Source organism: Azonexus sp. (assembly GCF_041909095.1).
In the GTDB taxonomy this organism is placed as follows: domain Bacteria; phylum Pseudomonadota; class Gammaproteobacteria; order Burkholderiales; family Rhodocyclaceae; genus Azonexus.
The window spans coordinates 221588-246522 of sequence record NZ_JAYREB010000005.1; the positions used below are offsets into that span (position 1 = coordinate 221588).

At 67.4% G+C, this 24935-nt stretch carries 25 protein-coding genes and 1 tRNA gene; 11 read left to right on the top strand and 15 right to left on the bottom strand.

What is annotated here, in order from left to right; all coding sequences use genetic code 11:
* From dapA to ACE3OV_RS12035, 4 genes are all read right to left on the bottom strand, one after another.
* Complete coding sequence (gene dapA, locus ACE3OV_RS12020; RefSeq protein WP_374327397.1) at positions 1 to 879, bottom strand: 4-hydroxy-tetrahydrodipicolinate synthase; 879 nt, start codon at positions 877 to 879, stop codon at positions 1 to 3.
* Between the two features lie 77 nt (positions 880 to 956).
* The gene (tilS, locus tag ACE3OV_RS12025) at positions 957 to 1934 is read right to left on the bottom strand and encodes a tRNA lysidine(34) synthetase TilS (RefSeq protein WP_374327398.1); all 978 of its coding nucleotides are present in this window, start codon (positions 1932 to 1934) and stop codon (positions 957 to 959) included.
* Entirely contained in the window at positions 1903 to 2871 is a 969-nt protein-coding gene (locus tag ACE3OV_RS12030) for an acetyl-CoA carboxylase carboxyltransferase subunit alpha (RefSeq protein ID WP_374327399.1), read from the bottom strand. Before ACE3OV_RS12030 ends, tilS begins: the two co-directional genes overlap by 32 nt.
* Before the next feature lie 59 nt (positions 2872 to 2930).
* Complete coding sequence (locus ACE3OV_RS12035) at positions 2931 to 3548, bottom strand: DNA-3-methyladenine glycosylase (RefSeq protein WP_374327400.1); 618 nt, start codon at positions 3546 to 3548, stop codon at positions 2931 to 2933.
* A 117-nt stretch (positions 3549 to 3665) separates the two neighbouring features.
* Here ACE3OV_RS12035 and ACE3OV_RS12040 point away from each other — a divergent pair, with 117 nt between their 5' ends.
* Complete coding sequence (locus tag ACE3OV_RS12040; protein ID WP_374327401.1) at positions 3666 to 4817, top strand: EAL and HDOD domain-containing protein; 1152 nt, start codon at positions 3666 to 3668, stop codon at positions 4815 to 4817.
* Here the strand turns inward: ACE3OV_RS12040 and ACE3OV_RS12045 are convergent, their stop codons facing one another.
* Positions 4818 to 5459: an MBL fold metallo-hydrolase gene (locus ACE3OV_RS12045; protein ID WP_374327402.1), complete on the bottom strand. Its 642-nt coding sequence runs from the start codon at positions 5457 to 5459 to the stop codon at positions 4818 to 4820. It abuts the gene before it with no gap.
* A 123-nt stretch (positions 5460 to 5582) separates the two neighbouring features.
* On the opposite strand from ACE3OV_RS12045, the gene ACE3OV_RS12050 reads away from it, so the two are divergent.
* Positions 5583 to 6428: an HDOD domain-containing protein gene (locus ACE3OV_RS12050; protein WP_374327403.1), complete on the top strand. Its 846-nt coding sequence runs from the start codon at positions 5583 to 5585 to the stop codon at positions 6426 to 6428.
* Here ACE3OV_RS12050 and ACE3OV_RS12055 read toward each other — a convergent pair.
* The 4 genes from ACE3OV_RS12055 to ACE3OV_RS12070 all read right to left on the bottom strand — a co-directional run bounded on the left by ACE3OV_RS12055 (position 6416) and on the right by ACE3OV_RS12070 (position 11802).
* Entirely contained in the window at positions 6416 to 6550 is a 135-nt protein-coding gene (locus ACE3OV_RS12055; RefSeq protein ID WP_374327404.1) for a hypothetical protein, read from the bottom strand. The two genes, ACE3OV_RS12050 and ACE3OV_RS12055, sit on opposite strands and share 13 nt — an antisense overlap.
* On the bottom strand, positions 6547 to 7752 hold the full coding sequence (locus tag ACE3OV_RS12060; RefSeq protein ID WP_374327406.1) for an MFS transporter: 1206 nt from the start codon (positions 7750 to 7752) through the stop codon (positions 6547 to 6549). The genes ACE3OV_RS12055 and ACE3OV_RS12060 overlap by 4 nt, the downstream gene beginning before the upstream one ends.
* Positions 7753 to 7771: 19 nt before the next feature.
* A complete protein-coding gene (locus ACE3OV_RS12065; RefSeq protein WP_374327407.1) occupies positions 7772 to 9694 on the bottom strand; it encodes an ATP-binding cassette domain-containing protein in 1923 nt (640 codons plus the stop codon).
* A gap of 65 nt (positions 9695 to 9759) precedes the next feature.
* Complete coding sequence (locus ACE3OV_RS12070; protein WP_374327409.1) at positions 9760 to 11802, bottom strand: methyl-accepting chemotaxis protein; 2043 nt, start codon at positions 11800 to 11802, stop codon at positions 9760 to 9762.
* Between the two features lie 91 nt (positions 11803 to 11893).
* Here ACE3OV_RS12070 and ACE3OV_RS12075 point away from each other — a divergent pair.
* The 3 genes from ACE3OV_RS12075 (at position 11894) to ACE3OV_RS12085 (ending at position 13153) form a co-directional block, all read left to right on the top strand.
* Positions 11894 to 11968: transfer RNA gene (locus ACE3OV_RS12075), tRNA-Arg, on the top strand.
* A gap of 19 nt (positions 11969 to 11987) precedes the next feature.
* The gene (locus ACE3OV_RS12080) at positions 11988 to 12761 is read left to right on the top strand and encodes a fused MFS/spermidine synthase (protein ID WP_374327410.1); all 774 of its coding nucleotides are present in this window, start codon (positions 11988 to 11990) and stop codon (positions 12759 to 12761) included.
* A 122-nt stretch (positions 12762 to 12883) separates the two neighbouring features.
* Positions 12884 to 13153: a hypothetical protein gene (locus ACE3OV_RS12085; protein ID WP_374327412.1), complete on the top strand. Its 270-nt coding sequence runs from the start codon at positions 12884 to 12886 to the stop codon at positions 13151 to 13153.
* On the opposite strand, the gene ACE3OV_RS12090 is transcribed toward ACE3OV_RS12085, so the two are convergent.
* The 5 genes from ACE3OV_RS12090 to ACE3OV_RS12110 all read right to left on the bottom strand — a co-directional run bounded on the left by ACE3OV_RS12090 (position 13119) and on the right by ACE3OV_RS12110 (position 16489).
* A complete protein-coding gene (locus tag ACE3OV_RS12090) occupies positions 13119 to 13505 on the bottom strand; it encodes a sirohydrochlorin chelatase (RefSeq protein WP_374327413.1) in 387 nt (128 codons plus the stop codon). The genes ACE3OV_RS12085 and ACE3OV_RS12090 overlap by 35 nt on opposite strands.
* Positions 13506 to 13569: 64 nt before the next feature.
* Positions 13570 to 14430 carry an EamA family transporter gene (locus ACE3OV_RS12095; protein WP_374327414.1) on the bottom strand — a complete coding sequence of 287 codons (861 nt, stop codon included), beginning with the start codon at positions 14428 to 14430 and terminating at the stop codon, positions 13570 to 13572.
* On the bottom strand, positions 14423 to 14737 hold the full coding sequence (locus tag ACE3OV_RS12100; RefSeq protein ID WP_374327416.1) for an aminotransferase class III-fold pyridoxal phosphate-dependent enzyme: 315 nt from the start codon (positions 14735 to 14737) through the stop codon (positions 14423 to 14425). Before ACE3OV_RS12100 ends, ACE3OV_RS12095 begins: the two co-directional genes overlap by 8 nt.
* A complete protein-coding gene (locus tag ACE3OV_RS12105; protein WP_374327417.1) occupies positions 14734 to 15753 on the bottom strand; it encodes an aspartate aminotransferase family protein in 1020 nt (339 codons plus the stop codon). Before ACE3OV_RS12105 ends, ACE3OV_RS12100 begins: the two co-directional genes overlap by 4 nt.
* The gene (locus ACE3OV_RS12110) at positions 15743 to 16489 is read right to left on the bottom strand and encodes a phosphonate utilization associated transcriptional regulator (protein WP_374327418.1); all 747 of its coding nucleotides are present in this window, start codon (positions 16487 to 16489) and stop codon (positions 15743 to 15745) included. Before ACE3OV_RS12110 ends, ACE3OV_RS12105 begins: the two co-directional genes overlap by 11 nt.
* 136 nt (positions 16490 to 16625) lie before the next feature.
* Here ACE3OV_RS12110 and ACE3OV_RS12115 point away from each other — a divergent pair, with 136 nt between their 5' ends.
* From ACE3OV_RS12115 to phnX, 6 genes are read left to right on the top strand one after another with little or no spacing between them, the layout of a single operon-like run.
* Positions 16626 to 17657, top strand: coding sequence for a putative 2-aminoethylphosphonate ABC transporter substrate-binding protein (locus ACE3OV_RS12115; RefSeq protein ID WP_374327420.1), 1032 nt, complete (start codon positions 16626 to 16628; stop codon positions 17655 to 17657).
* A gap of 60 nt (positions 17658 to 17717) precedes the next feature.
* Positions 17718 to 18782: a putative 2-aminoethylphosphonate ABC transporter ATP-binding protein gene (locus ACE3OV_RS12120; protein ID WP_374327422.1), complete on the top strand. Its 1065-nt coding sequence runs from the start codon at positions 17718 to 17720 to the stop codon at positions 18780 to 18782.
* The gene (locus ACE3OV_RS12125) at positions 18779 to 20455 is read left to right on the top strand and encodes a putative 2-aminoethylphosphonate ABC transporter permease subunit (RefSeq protein ID WP_374327424.1); all 1677 of its coding nucleotides are present in this window, start codon (positions 18779 to 18781) and stop codon (positions 20453 to 20455) included. Before ACE3OV_RS12120 ends, ACE3OV_RS12125 begins: the two co-directional genes overlap by 4 nt.
* Before the next feature lie 20 nt (positions 20456 to 20475).
* Complete coding sequence (locus tag ACE3OV_RS12130; protein WP_374327425.1) at positions 20476 to 21582, top strand: 2-aminoethylphosphonate--pyruvate transaminase; 1107 nt, start codon at positions 20476 to 20478, stop codon at positions 21580 to 21582.
* Entirely contained in the window at positions 21579 to 22802 is a 1224-nt protein-coding gene (locus ACE3OV_RS12135) for an NAD(P)/FAD-dependent oxidoreductase (RefSeq protein WP_374327426.1), read from the top strand. The genes ACE3OV_RS12130 and ACE3OV_RS12135 overlap by 4 nt, the downstream gene beginning before the upstream one ends.
* 27 nt (positions 22803 to 22829) lie before the next feature.
* Positions 22830 to 23642, top strand: a complete 813-nt coding sequence (gene phnX / locus ACE3OV_RS12140) for a phosphonoacetaldehyde hydrolase (RefSeq protein ID WP_374327427.1) — start codon at positions 22830 to 22832, stop codon at positions 23640 to 23642.
* Between the two features lie 92 nt (positions 23643 to 23734).
* Here phnX and ybiB read toward each other — a convergent pair whose 3' ends face one another.
* Complete coding sequence (gene ybiB, locus ACE3OV_RS12145) at positions 23735 to 24724, bottom strand: DNA-binding protein YbiB (protein ID WP_374327429.1); 990 nt, start codon at positions 24722 to 24724, stop codon at positions 23735 to 23737.
* Positions 24725 to 24935 lie beyond the last annotated feature (211 nt).

Genomic DNA, 24935 nt, shown 5'->3' on the forward strand with positions numbered 1-24935 from the left:
TCATACCTCGATACCAGCCTGGCGCATGGCTGCCAGCACACGTGCCTGACCAGCTTCCGCCAGCGGCGTCAACGGCAGGCGGATGCCTTCGGGCATCAGGCCCATGCGGCTGACCGCCCACTTGACGGGAATCGGGTTGGCCTCGCAGAACAGGTCGCGGTGCAGGCCGAGCAGGCGGAAATGGATTTCCTTGGCACGCGCGACGTCACCAGCGGCGGCGGCGACGCACATTTCGTGCATCAGGCGCGGCGCGACGTTGGCGGTGACCGAGATATTGCCGTGGAAGCCGAGCATGATCGACAGCACGCAGCTCAGGTCGTCGCCGCTGTACAGGGCGAAACCTTCCGGCGCACGCTGGATCAGGTCGTAGGCGCGATCCATGTTGCCGGTCGCGTCCTTGACGCCGATGATACCGGGCACCTCAGCGAGGCGCAGGATGGTGTCGTTGCTCATGTCGGCGACAGTACGACCGGGCACGTTGTAGAGCAGGACCGGCAGATCGACGGCTTCGGCGATCGACTTGAAGTGGCGGTAGAGACCTTCCTGGCTCGGCTTGTTGTAATAGGGCACGACCGACAGCGCCATGTCGGCGCCGGCCTTCTTGGCGAAGCGCGTCAGTTCGATGGCTTCCGCCGTCGAATTGGCGCCGGTGCCGGCGATCACCGGAATGCGGCCAGCGGCGTGCTCGACCGTCACGCGGATCAGTTCGCAGTGCTCGTCGACGTCGACGGTCGGGGATTCGCCGGTGGTGCCGACAATGACGATGCCGTCGCTACCTTCCTGGACGTGGAAGTCGACCAGGTTGCGCAGGGCGTTGAAATCGAGGCTGCCATCCTCGTGCATGGGCGTGACGATGGCGACAATGGATCCGGTAATCATGGCCTGTTTACAAAAAAGTGATCCGGGGATTGTAACTGAAGGCTTCCGGCGGGGGAAAGGCGCGCGGTAAGCAATTGTTATCCGCCTGGCAACCAGTGCAGCCGGGCCCGGCTCAGGCGCATCCGGCCGGCCGGTAGTTGCAGTTCAGGATGACGGTCGGGTGCGGCGTCCTGCAACTGGCGGACGAACTCGTCGAGACGGCTGGCCGCCGGTGGCTGCCAGCCCAGTTGCCGCAGGCGCCAGCGCAGCAGGTTCCTGATCCGGGCCGGCGTCAGTTGGCGCAGTTGCGGCAGGCGCGCCGCGTCGCCGTCGGCGACGCGCTGCCAGTCGACTTCGGCCAGTGCATCGAGCAGTTCGGCGGCTTCGGCGAAATGCCCGGCCGCCCGGGCAAGCGCCGCTTCGGCGCCGGGGAAGCGCGCGTTCAGTTCGGGCAGGATGCGGTGGCGCAGGAAGTTGCGCGACAACTGCGTGTCGTCGTTGCTTTCGTCGTCAATCCAGGCCAGTCCCCGGGCCTGCGCGTAGGCGTCGATTTCCGCGCGTGCCGTGCCGAGCAGCGGACGTAGCAGGCGCAGACCGTGGCCGTCGCGTTCGTCGCGCATGCCAGCGGCGCCGGCGACGCCGCTACCGCGCAGCAGGTTGAAGAGGACGGTCTCGGCCTGGTCGCCGCGATGCTGGGCCAGCAGCAGCGTGCCACCGGCGCCGGCACAAGCGGCGAAGGCCGCGTAGCGGGCGGCGCGGGCAGCAGCTTCCAGACCCTGGCCGGCGGCCAGGTCGACGACCACCGGGACGACGGTCAGTGGCACGCCCAGGCGCGCGCAAACGCCGCGGCAGAAATCGGCCCAGGCATCGCCGCGTGGCGACAGGCCGTGGTTGACGTGGATCGCCGCGAGCCGGCCGGCGAGCGGCAGGCGACTGAGCAGATCGAGCAGGACGATGGAATCGCGCCCGCCGGAGAGGCCGAGATGGACGGTCGCCCCGGGAGCGATGCGGGCGGCGGCAAACTCGCCGACCCGCCGCAGCAGCTCAGTCGGCAGGCTGTTCCTTGAACCGGCCATAGCTCATCAGGCGCTCGTAGCGTTGCGCCAGCAGGGCATCGACCGGCAGGCCGGAAAGCTGTTTGAGCGCATCCTGCAGGGCCTTCTTCAGGTTGGCCGCCATCGCGACGTGGTCGCGGTGGGCGCCGCCGAGCGGTTCGTTGACGATGCGGTCGATCAGGCCCAGCGTCTTCAGGCGTTGCGCCGTGATGCCCATGGTTTCGGCGGCTTCCGGCGCCTTGTCGGCGCTCTTCCAGAGGATGGAGGCGCAGCCTTCCGGCGAGATCACCGAATAGGTCGAATACTGCAGCATCTGCACGGTGTCGCCGACGGCGATCGCCAGCGCGCCGCCGGAACCGCCTTCGCCGATGATGGTGACGATGACCGGCACCTTGAGTTCCGCCATCACGTACAGGTTGCGGCCGATCGCCTCGGACTGGCCGCGCTCTTCGGCGCCGATGCCGGGATAGGCGCCGGGCGTGTCGACGAAGGTCATCACCGGCAGGCCGAATTTCTCGGCCAGCTTCATCAGGCGCAGCGCCTTGCGATAGCCTTCCGGACGCGGCATGCCGAAGTTGCGGTGGATCTTTTCCTTGGTATCGCGGCCCTTCTGGTGGCCGATGACGACGACCGGCTCGCCGTTGAAGCGGGCCAGGCCGCCGACGATCGCGTGGTCGTCGGCAAAGGCGCGGTCGCCGTGGAGTTCTTCGAAGTCGGTGAAGATGTGCTCGATGTAATCGAGCGTGTACGGACGTTGCGGATGACGGGCGACCTGCGAGATCTGCCACGGCGTCAGTTTGGCGTAGACGTCCTTGGTCAGCTGGGCGCTTTTCTTTTCCAGGCGGCCGATCTCGTCCGAGATATCGACCGCGGAATCATCCTGGACGAAACGCAATTGTTCGATCTTGGCTTCGAGCTCGGCAATCGACTGCTCGAAATCGAGGAAACTGATTTTCATGGACTACTCGATTCTGAAGTTGGCGCGCATTTTACCCCAAAGGTCAGAAGGGCAATGCGTCAGTACTCGACCGGCACCGGATCGAGGCTGCGCCAGAGATACCAGGTCGCCACCGAACGCCACGGCCGCCAGCGTTCGCCGACGCTCGCCAGTTCGCGCCGGCCGGGTCGGGCACCGGCAAAGTAATGCTGGGCGATCGCCCGTTGCAGGCCGATATCGTCGAGCGGGAAGACATCCGGCCGCATCAGGTTGAAGATCAGGAACATCTCTGCCGTCCATCGGCCGATGCCGCGCACCCGGCACAGTTCGACGATCAGCGTCTCGTCGTCGAGACGGTGCCAGCCATCGGGATCGAGACGACCGTCGAGGAAATGCGCGGCGAGGTCGGCCAGGTATTCAATCTTGCGCTGCGACAGGCCACAACCGGCCAGACCCTCGCGGCCGAGGGCCGCCAATGTCGCCGGCGACAGCGTGCCGACGCGCGCAACGAAGCGCCCCCAGACCGCATCGGCGGCCTTCACCGAAATCTGCTGGCCAACCACCGAGCGCGCCAGCGTGGCGAACGGGTCGCCGCGCGAGGCCAGCGCGGCCCCGGCGTGCGTTTCGATCAGGGCGGCCAGCGGCGCATCGCACGCAGCCAGCGCCCGCGTTGCCTCGGCCCAGTAGTCGGGAATCATGGCCGGCATCATCCCACAAGGCCAGCCCCGGCCAAAACCGAAAATTCGTCGCTACGATCCGCCTTGTTGCAGGTTAAGATTCGCCAACATCGGCAAAACACCACCAAGAAGCCCGCCATGCCCATGCCCGGCTATGATTTCATCCATCCCCTGCTCGACCATGACGACCGCCATGCCGCCTATTTTGTCGAGAACAACGACTCGACGGCCAGCCCGACCGGCCAGGCACTCCCGAGCCACCCGCTGTTTGACCGCTTCGACCACCGCCAGCCCTGGTTCCTGACCGCCACGCCGTTCGCCACCAGCGGTGCCGAACGCATCATCCCCTGTTTTCGCGCCGGCCGCGAAGATGCCGGGGAACTTGAAGCCACCCTGCGCCAGATGAAACGCAAGCTGGCCCTGATCGCCAGCACGGAAAAAAAACTGCCGGCCAGCGGCGCCTGGGATTACCTGCTGCTGCCGGTCAGCCAGGCACGCGTCCAGCCACCGTACACCCTGCTCGGCCTGGCAACGCGCACGGTGATCGTCGCCACCGAGGTGCAAACGCACAGCGACCGCGACTGGGCGCTGGCCAACGCCTGTACCTACTGCACCGGTGAATACCTGCTGACGCGCAGCGCCAACGGCCGGAAAGCCGACACGACGCGCCAGAAGATGCTCAGGCTGCTCGCCCTGATCGCTCAGGACGCCGACACCGCCGAACTCGACGAAGTCTTCCGCCAGGAGAGCAAGCTCTCCTACAGCCTGCTGCGCCTGGTCAATTCGGCGGCGATGGCGCCGCGCACGCCGATCACCTGTTTCTCCCAGGCGATCAACATGCTCGGTCGCCGCCAGTTGCAGCGCTGGCTGCAACTCCTGGTCTATGCCGATCCGGACAACGACCTCCACCCCAACCCGCTGCTCTACAAGGCGGCGGTGCGCGGTCGGCTGATGGAACTGCTGATGCAGAACCTCGCCGCCGAGGCCGAACCGGCCACAACCGGCGACGGTGCCTTCATGATCGGCAGCTTCTCGCTGCTCGATGTCCTGCTCAACATGTCGATGCCGGAAATCCTGCAACAACTGCCGCTGGCGCCGGCGATCAATGGCGCCCTGGCTCACCACGCCGGCCCGGCCGGCAAGCTGCTGCGCGCGCTCGACGCCGCCGACCGGCGCAACCACGAGGTTGCCGCCAGCCTGCTCGACGAACTGGCGATTTCCCCGGAAACCTTCCGCGACGCCCAGATGCAGGCCCTGCAGTGGGCCGGGCGCATCAACATCGCTGCCTGATCAGCCGAAGCGGCCGCTGAGAAAGGGGTTGTAGCGGCGCTCCTCGCCGAGCGTCGACATCGGCCCGTGGCCGGGAATGAAGGCGACGTCGTCGCCGAGCGGGAACAGCTTGTCCTTGATCGAGGCGATCAGCGTCGCATGGTCGCCGCGCGGAAAATCGGTGCGCCCGATCGAGCCCTGGAACAGCACGTCGCCGACCTGCGCCAGCCGGCTCGGCGCATGGAAGAAGACGACGTGTCCGGGCGTGTGGCCGGGACAGTGCAGTACGTCGAGTTCGACCTCGCCGAAACGCACCTTGTCGCCGTCGCTCAGCCAGCGGTCCGGCGTGAAGGATGCCGTATCCGGGAAACCGAACATCCGGCTCTGCTGGCCCATGGCATCGATCCAGAAAGCGTCCTCGGCCTGCGGCCCCTCGACCGGCACGCCGGTTCTGGCGACCAGCGCGGCAACGCCGCCAGCGTGGTCGATGTGACCGTGCGTCACCAGCACCTTGGCCAGCGTCAAGCCCTCGGCCGCCAGCGCGCCCAGGATGCGATCAACATCGCCGCCGGGATCGACCACCGCCGCCTGACGGGTCTGTTCGCACCAGAACAGGGTGCAGTTCTGCTCGAAGGGAGTGACGGGAAGGATCTGGTAGCGCATGGCGAAACGGAAGAATGGACAAGGGCGCCGATTATCGCATGGCGGCAGGCTTGCCCGCCGTCGGCCCGGCCCTTACACTGCCTGCCATCCGGGCCCGCCGCCCGTTCCGCGAGCGAGATGCGCATGATCGACGCCCCCCTGCCCGACCGCGATGCCTGGGTGCTGCTGTTCAGCAACAACAGCCTGCCGGTCCTGCGCGCCACCCGGCGCCGGCTCGACGAAATGCGCGCCAACCTCGACACCCTCGACGCCCGCGAACTGGCCCAGTTGATCCTGCGCGATCCGATCATGACCGTGCGCGTGCTGGCCTACATCCAGCCCTTCCGCGGCCGCTCGCTGCAGCATGACATCGCCACCATCGCCGGCGCCGTGATGATGTCCGGCCTGTTGCCCTTCTTCCGCCGCTTCGACGCCCTGCCGACGATCGAGAACACGCTGCACGGCTACGACCCGCACGCCCTGCTCGGCGTCCTCCACATCATCCGCCGCGCCCAGCGCGCTGCCGACTACGCGCAGGACTGGGCGATCTGGCGCCACGATATGAACCTGGAGGAAGTGCGCATTGCCGCCCTGCTCCACGACCTCGCCGAAATCCTCGTCTGGTGTTTCGCGCCGGCGCTGGGCCTACGCATCCTGGCGCTGCTCCAGGCCAACCCCGGGATGCGCAGCGCCGACGCCCAGCAGCAGGTGCTCGGCCTGACTTTCCAGGAAATCCAGCTCGCCCTGTGCAAGGTCTGGCATCTGCCGGAATTGCTCAGCCTGTTGATCGACGACAGCCAGAGCGACAGTCCGCGCGTCCGCAACGTCTCGCTGGCGGTCCGCCTGGCGCGGCATTCGGCGCAAGGCTGGGACGACCCGGCGCTACCGGATGACTACCGCGACATCGGCGACCTGCTCAACCTCAACCCGGAGGCGACTCGCCAGCATCTCGGCGTACCGACACGCAACACCGGCGATCAGCCGCAGTAATTGAGGTTGGCCCAGTCGAGCAGCAGTTCGGGCATCTGATAGGCCATGAAGATCAGCACCAGCAGGATCAGCAAGGCGACGATGCCGGCCCCGGCGAGCACGGATTTCCACTGCGTTTTCACGCGCAGGCCGGCCGCAGCAGCGGCTTTTCATTGACCGGCCAGGAGCAGAGCGCAGCCAGCACCGAGAGGACGATGGAAATCGTCCACGCCAGGCCGTAGGAGCCGGTCTCGTCGAAAATCCGTCCGCCCAGCCAGGCGCCGAGGAAGCTGCCCAACTGGTGACCAAGGAAGACGATGCCGGCCAGCATCGACAGGTAGCGCAGGCCGAAGATCTGCGCCACCAGGCCGTTGGTCAGCGGTACCGTGCCCAGCCAGAGGATGCCCATCACCGCGGCGAAGCCCCAGGCGCTGGCCGTCGTCAGCGGCAACAGCATGAAGATCAGGATGGCCACCCCGCGCACCGCGTAGATCGTCACCAGCAGATTCTTCTTGCTGCCGCGACCGCCGGCCCAGCCGAAGAAGAAGGAACCGAAGATGTTGAACAGGCCGATCAGCGCCACCGCGGTCATGCCGACGTTGGCGCTCAGGCCGCCGTCGACCAGGAAGGACGGCAGGTGCAGCATGATGAAGGCGGTCTGGAAGCCGCACACGAAATAGCCCCAGAACAGGTAGTGAAAGCTCTTCTGGGTCGTGGCCTCGCGCAGCGCCTCGCCGATCGACTGGCCGCCGCCGGCGGCCGGCTTGTGGCCGTCGGCCATGGCGTAGGCGAGCGGGGCGATCAGACCGACGCCGCAGGCGAGCAGGACCAGCGCGCTCTGCCAACCCCAGGCATTGATCAGCACCTGGCCGACCGGCAGCACCGCGAACTGGCCGAAGGAGCCGCCGGCGCCAGCGATGCCGAGCGCCAGGCTGCGCCGCTCCGGCGTCGTGTGGCGGCCGATGACGCCCATGATCACGGCGAAGGTCGTCCCCGACAGACCGAGGCCGATCAGCACGCCGGCCGACAGGTCGAAGGCGAGCGGCGAACTTGCCTGCGCCATCAGCACCAGACCGAGCGCGTAGAGAATCGCCGCGCCGAACACGGTACGGCCGGCACCATGGCGATCGGCAAAAGCCCCGGCGAACGGCGAGGCCAGGCCCCAGACCAGGTTCTGGATGGCGATGGCAAAGGAGAAGGTTTCGCGGCTCCAGCCGTGCGCCATCGTCATCGGCTGCAGGAAAAGGCCGGCGGTGTGGCGCACGCCCATCGACAGAGTGAGGATCAGGCCGCCGACGATCAGGATCAGCAGCGGCGTACGCCAGGATGTTCGGGGCAGGTTCATGGCGTTTCGATTGCCGCTTTCAGCTCGGGTTCCCCGCGCGCGCTTCGAGCGCTTCCCAGCGTTCGAGCAAGGCCATCAGTTCGTCGTCGATTGCCGCCAGGCGTTCCGACGCCTGCTGCGCCGCCTGCGCGTCGCGCTGGTAGAGGGCGGGGTCTTCGAGCAATGCGGTCAGCGTCGCCTGTTCGGCTTCCAGCGCGGCGATCTTCTCCGGTAGCGCCTCCAGCTCGCGCTGTTCCTTCCAGCTCAGCTTGTCGTTTTTGGCTTTCACCACTTCAGCGGGCTTCGCCACCGGTCTGGCTTCGCTCTTTGCCTTGTCGACCGCGACCTTGGCCAGGCTCGCCTGGTAGTTCGCCCAGTCGCTGTAGCCGCCGGCGTATTCCTTCCAGACGCCGTCACCTTCGGCGGCGATGGTCTGGGTGACGACGTTGTCGAGGAAGGTGCGGTCGTGGCTGACCAGGAAGAGCGTGCCGTCGTAGTCCTGGAGCAGTTGTTCGAGCAGTTCGAGGGTGTCGATGTCGAGGTCGTTGGTCGGCTCGTCGAGGACCAGCACGTTGGCCGGCTTGGCGAACAGGCGGGCGAGCAGCAGGCGGTTGCGTTCGCCGCCGGAGAGCGAGCTGACCGGCGAACGGGCGCGCTCGGGCGCGAACAGGAAGTCTTCCAGGTAGCCGATGACGTGCTTCCGGGCGCCGGCGATCTCGACCCAGTCGGAACCCGGTGAAATCACGTCGGCCAGCGTCGAATCCGGATTGAGCTGGGTACGGAACTGGTCGAAGTAGGCAATCTCCAGCTTCGTGCCCTGGCGTACCGTCCCCGCGTCCGCTTGCAGTTCACCGAGGATCAGCCTCAGCAGCGTCGTCTTGCCGGCGCCGTTGGGGCCGATCAAGCCGATCTTGTCGCCGCGCTGGATGCGCGTCGAAAAATCGCTGACGATCGCCCGCGCGCCCCAGGACTTGCTGACGTGATCGAGTTCGGCGACCAGCTTGCCGCTCTTGTCGCCGCTTTCCAGTTGCAGGTTGACGCGGCCCATGCGCTCGCGCCGCGCCTGGCGTTCGGCGCGCAGGCGGTCGAGGCGCTGGACGCGGAACACTGCGCGCGTGCGCCGCGCTTCGACGCCCTTGCGGATCCACACTTCCTCTTCCTTGAGCAGCTTGTCGGCGCGCGCGTTGGCCAGCGCTTCTTCATGCAGCATCGCTTCCTTGCGCTGCTGGTACTGCGTGAAATTGCCGGGAAAACTCGCCAACTGGCCGCGATCGAGTTCAACGATGCGGGTGCTGACGCGGTCGAGGAAGGAACGGTCGTGGGTGATGAAAAGCAGCGTCACGCCGGATTCGATCAACAGCGTTTCCAGCCATTCGATGGCGGCGATGTCGAGGTGGTTGGTCGGCTCGTCGAGCAGCAGCACTTCCGGCGCCACGGCCAGCGCCTGGGCCAGCGCCAGGCGCTTCTTCTGGCCGCCGGAGAGGCTGCCGACCTGCGCTTCCGGATCGAGCCCGAAACGGGCGATGACCTTTTCCGCCTGCGCCTCGTAGGCCCAGGCGCCGCGCGCTTCGAGTTCCTGTTGCAGTTGCGCCATGCGCGCCAGCAGCGCCTCGTGATCGCCACCTTCGCCCAGGCGGTGCGACACCGCGTGGTACTCGGCAAGCAGCGCCGAGGTCTCGCCCATGCCGGAAATCACCGCCTCGAACACCGAATGCGCCGGATCGAAAGGCGGCTCCTGCGGCACATAGCCGACGCGGATGCCGGGCTGCACCCAGACCTCGCCGTCATCGAGCCGGCCCTTGCCGGAGCCGGCGGCGAGCGCGGCGAGCAGCGAGGACTTGCCGGTGCCGTTGCGGCCGATCAGGGCGACGCGCTCGCCGGGATCGAGCTGGAATTCGGCATGATCGAGCAGTGGCACGTGACCATAGGCGAGGCAGGCGTCGGCGAGTTTGAGGTAGGGCATGGGCGGCAATGAAAACGGCGCCCCGCGAGGCGCCGATGTAATGGGAATGGCAGGATTCTAATCGCTCAGGTGGTGAAACGCGAAAGTTGTGCCTGCAGCTCGTTGGCCAGGTGTTCCAGTTCCTGGGCCCGCTGCCGGTTGCTGATCGCCCGTTCGTTGGTGCCTTCGGCAACCTGGGCGATACGTTCGACGAGGCGGGCGATTTCCTGGCTGGCGGCGCTCTGCTCGCGGGTGCCGTCGGCAATGTGCATGACCACCCCGACTGTTTCCTGGACACGAGCGTCGATGCTGTTGAGCGCTTCGCCGGCTTCGCGCGCCAAACCGACGCTGCTACTCATGTTGCCGCTGACCGTCTGCATGCGTTCGACGGCGTTGGCGGTCTCCTGCAGAATCGCCGCCACCGTCGTTGAAATTTCCTGGGTCGACATCGCCGTGCGCTCGGCCAGCTTGCGCACTTCGTCGGCGACGACGGCAAAACCACGCCCCTGTTCGCCGGCCCGAGCTGCCTCGATGGCCGCGTTGAGGGCAAGCAGGTTGGTCTGCTCGGCGATTTCGCGAATCACCCCGACGACGCTGGAAATCTGCTTCGAACGCTCGCCCAGCGACTCGATCAGCACCGCCGATTCACCGATGTCGCCGGCCACCCGTTCCAGTTCCTGCATGGTCCGGGTGACGACCTGACGGCCATTGGCGGTGACCGCCTTCGAGTTTTCGGAAATCTGCGCCGCATGGTTGGCGTTGTCGGCGACCTGCGAGATGCTCACCGACAGCTGCTCGACCGAGGCGGCGATGCCGGAGGCCGACTGCGAGGCCTGGCCGGCGCTTTCCAGAGCGCTCTGCGCGGCATCCTGCAAGGCATGCGCGGCATTGCCGACCTGCCCGGAGGTCTGCGCCGCACCGCTGACCAGCTTGCGCATGCTGCGTGCCATCTCGTTGAAGGCATGGGCAATGGCGTGCACTTCGTTGCGGCTGTCCGGATTGGCATCGGTCACCTCGACCCGCAGGTCGCCGGAACTGACCTTGGCCACCTCGCCCACCAGTTGCGACAGGCCGCGCAGCCGCGAATTGACCAGGATCAGGGTCAGCAGTGCAAGCAGCAAGGCAGCCCCGACGCTGATCGCAATCACCAGGTTACGCAGGGCGTGGCTTTCCTCGAGGTACTCCTCCAGCCAGCTGCCGGTGGCGACCGTCCATCCCCAGGCTTCGGAAGTAGCGGCAACGACGATCTTCTCGCGCTCGTTTCCGTCGGCATCCGGCATCAGGTAGCGATAAGCGCCATTCTTGCGTTTCAGGATTTCGGCCACGGCATTCTTGGCCGTCGCCGGCACATCGACCTCGGACAGCAGCTTTTCCTGGAACTTCGGATGCAGGACGAACTCGCCGTCGCCCTGGTCGCCAACCGGTCGCACGATGTAAACGTAACCGGTCTTGCCGGCAACAATGCTGCCGAACTGCTCGCGGATGCGCTTCAGCTCATCTTCCAGCGCGACACGCACGGAGACGGCGCCCCAGGCCTTGCCACTGGCGTCGCGCAGCAGGCGCACGGTACTGAAGTAGTACTTGCCACCGCGCACCGCCAAGCCCTGGTAATCCTTGTCGGCGAGGAGCGACAGCGTCACCGGATCGTCGGCCTTGACCGGCACACCGTGCATCGGCTTGCCGGCCTTGTCGCGCAGCAGCGTGCTCAGACGATAAACCTTGCCGTCACGCAGCACGAGCAGTGCCGCCTCGTCGCCGGTCAGCGCCTGGAAGGCCTTGAGGATGCGCTCGTTGCCGTTGAGCACCTCGTTGCCGAGGCGAACCACCGGTAAATCGACATCGCCGGTACGAACCAGTTCGGTGCCGGGTTGCAGCGTACCGTTGAGGTAGCGCAGGAAGAAATCCGACTGCCGGTTACCCCGGGCGCGCACCGCCTCGAACAGCGAATCGAGCGCACCGGCCATCAGCTTCGCCTCGTGTCCCAGATTCTCTTCGGCGGCGCTCACGGCAGCGCCGTCGGCACGCAGTTGAACGATCACGGTCATCGCCGTAAACACCAGCAACAGCGCGCCGACCAGGGCGATGATCAACTGCTGGGCAATCGGCCGACTGGAAAATGACCCCCGCATTTTGTCTCCATTTTTATGATTTGTCGTCTGATCAATCTATCACAAGGATCGGCCAGCCGGTACAATGCGCCCCTGCCCGCCAAACCGGCACGCCTCCATAGTTAAATGGATATAACACGCCCCTCCTAAGGGCGAATTGGTGGTTCGATTCCACCTGGGGGCGCCATCCCACTGTCGCCATCCCGATGAAATCCCGCCCGACGCCGCCCCGCCACGCCATCGACATCAGCGAGGAGGATGGCATCCGCTGCCTGCATTTCGGCTCCGACTGGATCCAGGGCGCCATGCGCGTCGCCCGGCCGTGGTCGCTGCTGCTCGAATACACCCGCGACATGATGGCCGGCTTGCTCTTGCGCGACACCCCGCGCTGGCCGCGCAGGGTCCTGTTGATTGGCCTCGGCGCCGGGTCGCTGGCGAAGTTCCTGTACCGTAACTTTCCCGATTGCCGGATCACCGTCGTCGAGATCAATCCGCAAGTGGAATTCGTCGCCCGCCAGTACTTCCGCCTGCCCGACGATCCGCGCCGCCTGCAGGTCGAGATCGCCTGCGGCGCCGACTACCTGGAAAACGCGAAACGTCGCTTCGACCTCATCCTCTCCGACGGCTTCGGCGCCGACGGCCGCCCCGGCATGCTCGACACCCCGGCCTTCTACCAGGCCTGCCGCAGCCACCTCGACGACGCCGGCCTGTTCTGCGTCAACCTGCTGCGCGAAAAGGGTTTCGCACGCAGCGTCGAGCGCATTGGCGAAGCGTTTTCCGGGCAGATCCTGCAGCTGCCGGAGTGCGCCAGCGGCAACACCATCGTTTTCGGCCGCGACGCGCCAGCGGTGGAGGTTTCCTTCGTCGACCTGGAAAAACGTGCCCAGGCGCTGCGCCAGCAGACCCGGCTCGACCTGCGGCCGCTGCTGCGCCGCCTGCGCCAGACAGCAGCAGACGGAACCGAAACGCTGACCTTCTGAGCGGCTTTGCCCGGCCGCGATAAGCTGCTATAAATTAAAGCAGTAGTCCTCCACCGACAACGATGACAAGGCGGACAGACAGAAACCAGCGGCGACAGCCGATTCTGCGCGGAGGAGATCCCATGTTGTCCATGCAAGACGTTCTCGATTACTGCGACCTTGATCGCGGCGAAATCGAAGCCATCGCCGAACACGAGCATCTGCCGCTGGCGATAGCCGCGGAACTGAGCGAGGTGCTGCTAGGCACGCCGGAAGGCGTCTACCAACTACACGCGATGATCCTCGAAAACATGCAGCAGGCGCTGGCTGCCGGCGAAAACGAGCGCGTCATCGAGTTGATGAAAACCTACGAGCACCTCAAGCGGACGCACCCGCTGCCGTCGATGCACTGAGCGCCGCGGCGGCCATCGCCTGGACGACGCTCTCTTCCTCGCCGATCGCCCGGCCCAGCGAAAACTCGATCGCCGGCCAGGTGGCGCGCAGGTGGGCGACGATTTCCGGGACTTCGCGTTTCAGGTGGCCGCCCTGGGCGATGAACATCGGCAGGATCAGGATGCGCCGCGCGCCGCGCCCGGCCAGTTCGGCGACGCAGGCCGGCAGGTCGGGGGCCATGAATTCGAGGAAAGCGAGTTCGACCGCCAGTTGCGGCGCCTTGGCCTGGATGGCGGCGCGCACCCGGCGCATCGGCGAAGCCCATTCGGGATCGCGGGCGCCGTGGGCGAAGAGGATGATGGCTTGGGACATGGGTTTTCCTGAGGCGGGCTGAGGGTCATCTTACCCGTCACTGACCGCCAGCGCCGCCCGAGGTTCAGCTACGCAGCAGGAAAATGCCCAACACCACGCCGGCGCCGGCGAGCAGGCCGGGCCGTAGCCGCCCTTCCTTGAACCACAGGCTGCCGATCAGCACCGCGAAAACCACCGAGCTTTCGCGCAGCGCCGCGACCATCGCCACCGGCGCCTGCGTCATCGCCCACAGGATGGTCGCGTAGGCGCTGGTCGAGCAGGCAGCGCCGAGCAGGCCGAGCCGCCAGTGGCTGCGGCAGTAGGCGAGCAGCAGCGGACCGCGCAGCCGGTACTGCCAGAGCAGGATGAGCAGCGGTTCGCAGACGAAGAGCATGCACGCGTAGGCCAGCGGGTTGCCGGACTGACGCGCGCCGATACCATCGACCACGGTGTAGGCGGCAATCGCCAGCGCGTTGAGCGCGGCGGCGCGGCTGGCCGGATGGGCAAGCGCCCGGCCCGGCGTCAGCCCGCCGGCAAAACCGATGCCGAGGACGCCGCCGCAGATCGCCGCAATCCCCAGCCAGCCAGCGCTGCCCAGCGGCTCGCCGAGCAGCGGCGCCGAGACCAGCGCCACCAGTAGCGGCGGCAGGCCGCGCATCAGCGTGTAACTGACCGCCAGTTGGCCGCCGTCGTAGGCGCGCATCAGCCAGGCGATGTAGAGCGTATGGAGCAGCGCCGAGGCCCCGACATAGGGCCAACTGGCCGGTGCCGGCAAGCCCAGGAAAGGGAGCGCAAAGATCGCCAAACAGCCGCTGCTGGCGTGCAGCAGCACGGTATACAGCCCCTTGTCGCCGGCACCGCGGATCAGCGCGTTCCAGCCGGCGTGCAGCAGCGCCGCGGCCAGCACGGCGAGCAGCACGTGGGCCGGCAAGCCGGCTTCAGGCATGGCTCTCCGCCCGCACGGCATCGACCACGCAGGCCAGCGCCCAGTCGAGATCGGCGGCGTCGACGTTGAGCGGCGGCGCCAGGACCAGCACCTTGCCCTGGCCGACCTTGAACGACAGGCCCTGGCTCAGGCAGCGGTAGAGCACCGCCTCGGCGAGGTCGGCGTCGTTCAGCTCGATGCCGAGCAAGAGGCCGGCGCCGCGCACCTCGACCACCGCCGGCAGCTCGGTGCTGGCCGCGCGCAGTTGCGCCAGCGCCGCGGTGCCGAGGGTTTGGCTGCGTTCGAGCAGGTTTTCCTCGGCGATCACGTCGAGCGTCGCCAGCCCGGCGGCGCAGGCGAGCGGGTTCTTCTCGTGCGTGTAGTGACCGAGCGAGATGTCCTGTCCGACTTGAGCCCGTCGCGGGCGATCAGCGCGGCGAGCGGCAAGGCGCCGCCGCCCAGGCCCTTGCCGATGACGATCATGTCCGGTTCGATGCCGTAGCGCTCGACGGCGTAGAGGTGACCGGTGCGGCCGAGGGCGATGGGAATCTCGTCGAGGATGAGCAAGGCGCCGTGGCGGTCGCAGATGCGGCGCAGGCGCTGGTAGTAATCGGCGGGCGGCACCTGGACGTCGGTACAGCGCACGGTTTCGACGACGACGGCGGCGACGTCACCCTCCTTGCCCAGGCAGTAGTCGATGTAATCGACGCAGCGCAGCGCGCATTGGCCGCCGCAACCGAACACGCAGTTGCCCGGATCGTGCGGCGGCACGTGCTCGGCGCCGGGCAGCAGCGGGCCGATGCCGCGGCGGAAGACGGCCTCGCCGCCGAGCGAGATGGCATCGAGCGAGGCGCCGTGGAAGGCGTCCCACATCGACAGCGTCTTGAACCGGCCGGTCGCCAGCCTGGCCAGCTTGAGCGCCATGCCGACGGCCGCCGTGCCGCCCGGCGCGAAGAGCAGCCGCGCGCCCGGCATCGGCGCCGCTTCGCACAGGCGACGGGCCAGTTCGACGGCCGGCCGGTTGGCGTAGCGGCGCGGCGAAAAGGGCAAGGTCGCCAGCGTTTCCTGAATTGCCGCGACCACCTTCGGGTGGCCGTAGCCGATCTGGTGCAGGCTGTTGCCGTGGAAATCGAGGATACGCCGGCCGTTGAGGTCGGTCAGCCAACTACCCTGGGCGCCGGCCAGCGCGTTGAGGCAAGGCGTGGACATCGACTGGTGCAGGAACCAGCGCCCGTCTTCGGCCAGCAGCTCGCGCGTCGCCGCATCGAGATGCGCTGCCTGCCAGGCCGCGCGGCGGGCGCCGAGATTGACGTCACCCTCGCTGCGGTCGGCTTCAGGCGGCATCGGAAACGCCCCCCAGTTCGCCGTCGCGCAGCATGCGCGCCCGGCCGCCGCGGGCGTGCGCGTGCAGCGCCTCGGCGGCGCCGGCAGCGTCACCGGCGGCGATGCGGTCGACGATCGCGCTGTGCTCGTCGGCAAAATGCGGAATGGCGCGCGGCGCCAGCAGGTTGCGCCGGCGGAACAGCGCCAGTTGCTTGACCAGGCGGCGGTAGACGTCGAGCAAGGCGGCGTTGCCGGTCATGTCGACGATGCGGTCGTGAAAGGCGAGGTTGAGCGCGTGGAAGGCATCGACGTCGTTGGCCGCCGCCGCCCGCTGCATGCCGGTGGCGAACTCGCGCAGCACGGCCAGTTGCTCGGGCGTCACGCGCTCGGCGAGCAGGCGCCCGGCGGTGGCGTCGAGGCCGGCGCGCACCTCGTAGATGTCGGCGGCCTCGGCCAGTTCGATCTCGCGAACGAAGGCGCCGCGGTTCTTCTCCTGGCGGATCAGGCCGCTCTCCTCGAGCGTGCGGAAGGCTTCGCGCAGCGGCCCGCGCGACACGCCGAGGCGCTCGGCCAGCGCCACTTCGTTGAGCTTGCTGCCGGGCGGCAGTTCGCCAGCGAGGATCATCTTCTCCAGCGCCTCGCCGACCAGGCGGGTCAGTGAAGTGCGCTGGACCAGCGCGAGCACGCTGTCGACAGGAGCGGAAACGGTTTCGGACATGGCTGCCGGGCGGAAATCGAAAGCTGGATTGTAATTCATTCTTGCTTTGTAGATTGTCAACAATCTGCAATAAACCGTCACTAAGATGGAAGCCAGTCTAGTGCGCCGGGATGTCAGTTCGATGACAGCCCGGCATCCCGGAAACCCGTCACCCCACCCCCCGGAGGAAATCCGCATGCAGCTCAAGCACCTCATCCACAGCTTCGCCGTCGCCGGCCTGGCGCTCGCCGCCATCGTCCCGGCGCACGCCGAGAAGACCGTCCTCAACGTGTACACCGCGCTGGAAACGGACCAGTTGAAGGCCTACCAGCAGTCCTTCAACAAGTCCTATCCGGACATCGAGATCAAGTGGACGCGCGATTCGACCGGCATCATCACCGCCAAGCTGCTGGCCGAGAAAGCGAAGCCGGTGGCCGACGTGATCATGGGCGTTGCCGCGTCCAGCATGGTCGTCTTCGACCGCGAGAAGATGCTGCAGCCCTACGCCCCGGCCAACCTGAAGGCGCTCAACCCGCGTTTCCGCTCGGCCGGCGCGACGCCGACCTGGGTCGGCATGGACGTCTGGGGCGCGGCGATCTGCTACAACGTCGCCGAGATGCAGAAACAGGGCCTGCCCCGCATCGAAAGCTGGAAGGACCTGCTGAAGCCGGAATTCAAGGGCAAGATCGTCATGCCCAACCCGAACTCGTCGGGCACCGGCTTCCTCGACGTCACCGCCTGGCTGCAGATGTTCGGCGAGAAAGGCGGCTGGGACTACATGGACAAGCTGCACGAGAACATCGCCGTGTATACCCATTCCGGTTCCAAGCCCTGCGTGATGGCCGGCGCCGGTGAATTCCCGGTCGGCATCGCCTTCGAATACCGGGCCAACGTCGTGCGCAGCAAGGGTGCGCCGATCGACATCATCTTCCCCAAGGAAGGCCTGGGCTGGGACATGGAAGCGATCGCCATCGTCAACGGCACGCCCAAGCTGGAGGCGGCGAGGAAACTGGCCGACTGGGCGACCACCCGCGAAGCCAACGAACTGTACGCGAAGAACTTCGCCGTCGTCGCCATGCCCGGCATCGCCACCCGCCTGAAGTACGTGCCCAACGACTACGAGCAACGCCTGGTGAAGAACGACTTCCAGTGGATGGCCAAGAACCGCGACGCCATCCTGGCCGAATGGCAGAAGCGCTATTCGACCAAGTCGGAACCGAAGAAGTAATTCCCCGCCCCCGCCGCCCGCCGTCTGGCGGGCGGTTTCACCGTTGACTGCGAGGCGCCCATGGCCCACCTGGAAATCACCCAACTGAGCAAGCGCTACGGCGCCTTCGTCGCCCTCGACGGCATCGAACTGGCCGTCGAACGCGGCGAGTTCCTCGTCCTGCTCGGCCCGTCCGGCTGCGGCAAGACCACGCTGTTGCGCGCCATCGCCGGTCTCGACCGGCAGGACGAAGGGCGTATCGTCCATGCCGGCCGCGACATTTCGCGCTTGCCGCCGGGGCAGCGCGATTACGGCATCGTCTTCCAGTCCTATGCACTGTTTCCCAACCTCAGCGTCGCCGACAACGTTGCCTACGGACTGCAGCACGGGCGCAGCGACCGTCGCCTGATCCAGCAACGGGTTGGGGAAATGCTCGAACTGGTCGGCCTGCCCGGCACCCAGGCCAAGTATCCGGCGCAATTGTCCGGCGGTCAGCAGCAGCGTATCGCCCTGGCCCGCGCCCTGGCGACGGCGCCCGACCTGTTGCTGCTCGACGAGCCCTTGTCGGCGCTCGACGCCATCGAGCGCGTCCGCCTGCGCGGCGAGATTCGCGCCCTGCAGACCCGTCTCGGGGTGACCACGATCATGGTCACGCACGACCAGGAAGAGGCCTTGGCCATGGCCGACCGCATCGTCGTCATGCAGCAGGGGCGCATCCAGCAGATCGGCGCGCCGCGCGACATCTACCGTCAGCCAGGCAACGACTTCGTCGCCGACTTCATCGGCCGCGGCAACCTGCTCGTTGCCGAACGCGTCGGGCCGCATCACGCCCGCAGCGGCGACCTGCTGCTGCGTACCGCCGGCGAACTGCCGGCCGGCCCCGCCCGTTTCTACATCCGCCCCGAGGACATCCGTCTGCACGACACCCTCGACCAGAGCGAGAACACTTTCTACGGCCACGTCCTCAAGTGCGAGTTCCTCGGCCCGTATTCGCTGGTCACGCTGCGCGCGCCCACCGCCGACGGCCGGCCGCTGGTCGCCCAGTTTTCCAGCAACTACCTGTGCGGCCGCGAAATCCGGCCGGGGGCGCTGCTCCGCCTGGGGATTCCCGCCGAGCACCTGCAAGCCTTGCCGGAGGCGGCATGATCCGGCGCCTGCCAGCCGACAGCGAGCGCCTGCCCGGCCTCCTGCTGCTCGCGGCTGCCGCCGGTCTGGCGTTATTCCTGATGTTGCCGCTGCTCGCCCTGCTGATCGGCAGCGTGCGCGACGACGACGGCGCCTTCAGCCTGCTCCGCTTTGCCGAATTCGCCGCCACGCCGGGAATGGCAACGGCGGCCTGGAACACGCTGTGGGTGGCGGCGCTGGTGACGGCGCTGACCGTGCCGCTGGCTTTCCTTTACGCCTACGCCATCCTGCGCGCTTGCCTGCCGCTGCGCGGCCTGTGGCGGCTGATCGGCCTGTCGGCGCTGCTCGGTCCGTCGCTGGTCGGGGCGATTGCCTTCATCCAGTGGTTCGGCACCCAGGGCGTACTCAAGGCCTGGCTCGGCGGCGCCTCGGTCTATGGGCCGGTTGGCATCGTCATGGCGACGGTCTATGCGGCTTTTCCGCATGCCCTGATGATCCTCGTCGTCGCCCTCGCCACCGCTGACGGCCGTCTCTACGAAGCCGCCGATGCGCTCGGCGCCTCGCGCTGGCGGCGTTTCCGCACGGTGACGCTGCCAGCGGCCAAGTACGGGCTGATCAGCGCGGCGCTGGTGGTGTTCGCCTATTCGGTCAGCGAGTTCGGCATCCCCAAGGTGATCGGCGGCAATTTCCCGGTGCTGGCGGTCGAGGTCTATGTCCAGGTCGTCGGCCAGCACAACTTCGGCCGCGGCGCCATCGTCGCCCTGCTGCTCCTGCTGCCGGTGCTGTTCGCCTTCGCCATCGATACCTGGGTGCAACGCCGCCAGCAGGCCAGCCTGACCGCCCGCGCCGTGCCCTACCAGCCGCGTCCCGACCGCCGCCGCGACCAGCCCCTGCTGCTCTACTGCCTGCTGCTGGCGACGGCGATGCTCGGCGTGCTGGGCATGGCCATGTACACCTCGCTGGTCCGCTTCTGGCCGTACAACCTCGAACTGACGCTTGACCACTACATCTACGGCTTGGCCGAGGCCGGCGTCCTGGCCGCTTGGCAGAACAGCCTGAAGATCGCAGTCCTGACCGCGCTGTTCGGCACGCCGCTGGTCTTTTTCACCGCCTGGCTGCTCGAACGCACGCCGGCCCGACCAGCCGCACTGAGCACGGCGGTACGGGCGCTGGCGGCGCTGCCGATGGGCGTGCCCGGCCTGGTGCTGGGCATCGGCTACATCCTCTTCTTCAATTCGCCGGACAACCCGCTTAACGGGCTTTACCACACGCTGGCGATCATGGTCGTCGCCACCGTCATCCACTTCTACACGCCTTGCCATCTGACCGCGGTCACCGCGCTGAAAAGCCTGGACCGCGAATTCGAGGCGGTGTCGGCTTCGCTCAAGGTGTCGCGCTTCGTCACCCTGTGGCGGGTGACGCTGCCGGTTTGCCTGCCGGCGGTACTGGAAATTGCCCGCTACCTGTTCGTCAATGCGATGACCACGGTGTCGGCGCTGGTCTTTCTCTACTCCAGCGACACCCTGCCGGCGGCGGTGGCCATCCTCAACCTCGACGAGGCCGGCGAACTCGGCCCGGCGGCAGCGATGGCGACCTTGATCGTGCTCAGCTCGGCGCTGATCAGCCTCGTCTATTCCCTGCTCACCCACCTGCTGTTGCGCCGCCATCAGGCCTGGCGCCATTTTCAACGCTGAAATTTCCGGAGAACCCATCCATGTACGCCATCGACCGCGACCCGCTGCTGCTCACCCCCGGCCCCCTGACCACCTCGCTGCGCACCAAGCAGGCGATGCTGCACGACTGGGGTTCCTGGGACGCCGCCTTCAACCGCATCACCGCCGACGTCTGCCAGCAACTGGTGGCCATCGCCCACGGCGAGGACAGCCACGTCTGCGTGCCGCTGCAGGGCTCCGGCACCTTCTCGGTCGAGGCCGCGCTGGGTACCCTGGTGCCGCGCCAGGGCAAGGTGCTGGTGCCGAGCAACGGCGCCTACTGCGCGCGCATCCTGAAAATCCTCAGCTACCTCGGGCGCGAAGCCGTCGAACTGCGCTTTGCCGAAGACCAAGCGGCCGATCCGGCGGTCATCGAGGCGGCGCTTGCCGCCGACCCGGCGATCACCCACGTCGCCCAGGTGCATTGCGAGACCGGTACCGGCATCCTCAACCCGCTCGCCGAGATCGCCGCCGCCGTCGCCCGCCGGGGGCGCGAGCTGATCGTCGACGCGATGAGTTCCTTCGCCGCCCTCGACATCGACCTGCGCACGACGCCAATCGCCGCGCTGGTCGCCGCTTCCGGCAAGTGCCTGGAAGGCGTGCCCGGCATGGGCTTCGTCATCGTCCGCCAGAGCGCCCTGGAGGCCGCTGCCGGCAACTGCCATTCGCTGGCGATGGACCTGCACGACCAGTGGCTCTACCTGCAGAAGACCATGCAATGGCGCTTCACGCCGCCGACCCACGTCGTCGTCGCGCTGCACGCCGCGCTCGCGCAATACGCCGAGGAAGGCGGACTGGCCGCCCGCCAGGCGCGCTACGCAGCCAACTGCGCGGCGCTGGTCGACGGCATGGCCGGCCTCGGCCTCAAGCCCTTCCTGGCGCCCGAACAGCAGGCGCCGATCATCGTCACCTTCCACGCGCCGGCCTGCCCGAACTACGACTTCAAGACCTTCTACGCGGCGGTGCGCGACCAGGGTTTCATTCTCTACCCGGGCAAGCTGACCGAGGTCGACACCTTCCGCGTTGGCTGCATCGGCGCGCTGACGACGCAGGACATGGCCAAGGTGGTCGATGCCGTCGGCGCGACGCTGCGCGACATGCAGGCATGAACGAGCGCGACATCGTCATCGTCGGCGCCGGCATCTTCGGTGCCGCCGTTGCCTACGAACTCGCCCGCCACGGCTTGGGCGAGCGCCTCCTCGTCCTCGAGCGCCTGCAGCCGGCGGCTGGCGCGACCAGCCGGGCTGCCGCGCTGGTGACCATGGTGCGCGACGATCCCGGGCAGATCGCGCTGGCTCGCCAGACCTTCCGCACGATGGCCGAACTCGAGAACGAATGCGGCGAAGACATCGGCCGGCGCACGGTCGGCGCGCTGCACGTCGCCCCGGCCAGCCATCTGGCGACCCTGCAAGCGCGTGCCGACCTTGCCGCCGCGCACGGCATCGTCAGCCGCTGGCTGGATAAAGCCGAGGCGCTCGCCCGCGCGCCCTGGCTGGCGCCCGAATCCTTCGAGCACGCGGTCTTCTTCCCCGACGAGTGCTACGTCGAGCCCTATCTGTTCGCCACCGCGCTGTTGCGCGCCGCCGTCGCGCGCGGCGTGCGCTGCAGCAGCGCAGAAGTGACGCGCATCATCGCCGACGCCGGCACAGTGCGCGGAATCGAGCTGGCCGACGGCAGCAGGCTGGCCGCCAACGTTGTCGTCAATGCCGCCGGCGCCTGGGCCAACCGGCTCAGCGTCGATCTCGGCCTGCCGCTGCCGATGGCGCCGGTGCGCAGCCAGTACTGGATCAGCGAACCGGCACCGATCTTTCCACCCGACGGTGCCATTGTCCTGCTGCCGGCGATCCGCGCCTATGCCCGGCCCGAAGTTGGTGCGCTGCTCTTCGGCATCCGCGAGCGCCAGCCGGCGGTCGCCGACGCGCGCACGCTACCGGCCGACCTCGCCGGCTTCGTCTTCGACCCCGACGACGCCGACGGCTGGGCCAACCTGGCCGAAGGCGCCGACGAACTGGCGCCGTATTTCCCGGGACTGAACACGCTGGGCATCGCCCATTACCTGACCGGGCCGAGCAATTACACGCCCGACCGGCAACTGGTGCTCGGCGCCGCGCCGAATATCGCCGGGCTGTTCGTCGCCGGCGGCTGCAACGGCTCGGGCATCAGCTTCGCTGGCGGCGTCGGCCGCCTGATCGGCGAACTGATCCGCGGCGCCGCGCCCTTTGTCGATCCGCAGCCCAGCGCCCCGGGCCGGCGCGGTGTGTTCGACCCCTATGCCCCCGACTTCCTCGCCGCCTGCGCCGCCGCGCGGGCTGGAAAAACATCCGGCTGACCCGCCGCCACCTCACGGAGATATCCCATGCAACAACAACTCGAAGCCGTCATTTTCGACTGGGCCGGCACCACGGTCGATTTCGGCTCCTTCGCGCCGACCCAGATTTTCGTCGACGCCTTTCGCGCCGCCTACGATTTTGACCTGACGCTGGCCGAAGCGCGCGGCCCGATGGGCCTGGGCAAGTGGCAGCATATCGAGGCGCTCGGCCGCGACCCGGCGGTCGACGCCCGCTGGCGGGCGCAGTTCGGGCGGCCGATGAACAACGCCGACATCGACCATATCTACCAGACCTTTCTGCCACTGCAGGTCGAGCGCGTCGGCGAACACGCGGCGCTGATTCCCGGCACCCTGGAAACGGTCGCCGCCTTGCGTGCGCGCGGCCTAAAGATCGGTTCGACCACCGGCTACCCGCGCCAGGTCATGGAAAAACTGATGCTCGCTGCCGCCGCCAACGGCTACGCGCCGGACTGCACGGTCTGCGCCGACGACCTCGCCGCCGGCGCCCGCCCCGGCCCGTGGATGGCGCTGCAATGCGTGCTCGACCTGAAGATCGGCAAGGTCGCCCACTGCATCAAGGTCGACGACACCCTGCCGGGGATCGCCGAAGGCCGCAACGCCAGCATGTGGACGGTCGGCCTGATGCTCTCCGGCAGCCCGGCCGGGATCACCGAGGCCGAATTCGCGGCGGCAACGGCGGCTGAACTGGCGACCCTGCGTGCCCGCATCGCCCCGGAGTTCACCGCCGCCGGTGCGCATTACGTCATCGACACGGTCGCCGACCTGCTACCGGTGCTGGACGACGTTGAGCGCCGACTGGCGGCCGGCGAACGCCCTTAAGGCGTATTCACAGCAAGTGGCGGAATCTCGCGTGCAGCCCCCGCCTCTGCACCGAAGCCGCGGACGGGGGCCCGTACAGGCACCCCGCGACCTCAGTTGCCGCCCATCGCCATGCCGGTCGCCTCGACCGCGACGATGGCCTTGGCCTGGTTGAGGTCGTCGGCGTAGCCGCTGGCGTAAAGCAGACAGGCCAACTGGTTGGCGAGCGGCTTGGGCAGCGGCAACTGCTTGTCGAGGACGCGCCGCATCCAGCGCGCGGTACTCGCCGCGTCGATCGCTTCGGGCAGATTGGGCAGCCCGCGCAAGCTGTCATGTTCGGCTTCGAACAGGATGTCGACCTGGCCCTGGCTGACCAGTTCCAGGCGCGGCCGGCGCTTCGGATTGGCATAGGGTTCGCCTTCGCTGCCGCGCAACAGCAGGGCGCGCTGGCCACGCTCGAGCAACAGGGCGCGCATCAGGTCGATGTAGTCGGGATGCGTTGCCGGGGCGACCAGCACCGCTTCGCCGACAAAGGGATTGATCAGTTTGACCAGGCTGTGCGCACTGTTGCGCACGCCCATCCGGCCGCGCAGCGCCAGCAGATTGTGCAGGCCGGGCGAGAAGGCGTTGAGCGGCAGGAAAACCAGGCCTTCGGCGCTCAGCGTCTGCTGTGCCTGTTGCACCGAGCCAACCGGCAGATGGCCAAGTTCGCGGAAGATCTGCGCCGTGCTGACCCGGCCGAAGCCTTCGAGCAGGCCGTGCACCAGCACCGGCACACCGAAACGCTGCAGCAGCAGCGCCAGCAGCGGCGTCAGGTTGGCCTCCTTACGCGCCCCGTTGTAGCTGGGCAGAACCACCGGCCGCACCCGGCCGTGCGGCATCACGAGGCGGTGCATGCGCTGGTCGCTGGCGTCGAGGAAGCCCAGCATCTCCTCGATCGACTCACCCTTGACCCGCAGCGCGATCAGGATGGCGCCCAGTTCCAGGTCGGGCACGCCACCGTCGAGCATCGCCGCATAGACCCGGCAGGCTTCCTCCCGGGTCAGATCCCGCGCGCCTTCGGCGCCGCGTCCGATTTCCTTGATGTATTGTGCGTAACTCACGGTCTCCTCCGTTGCGGTTTTTGTGTGTCATGGCTGTGCTGGATGATCGGCGCTGCGCCGGCGTAACGCCGCTTGACGAAAAGGCCCAGCGCATGTCGCGACTTGCCCTCTTTTCAGACATGACATTGAACTCACCAGCCTATACGCAACAGGCATGCCAAGCTTGAAAATCAATGAGATGGATGAAAAAGAGGGAAATTCACGCGGTGAA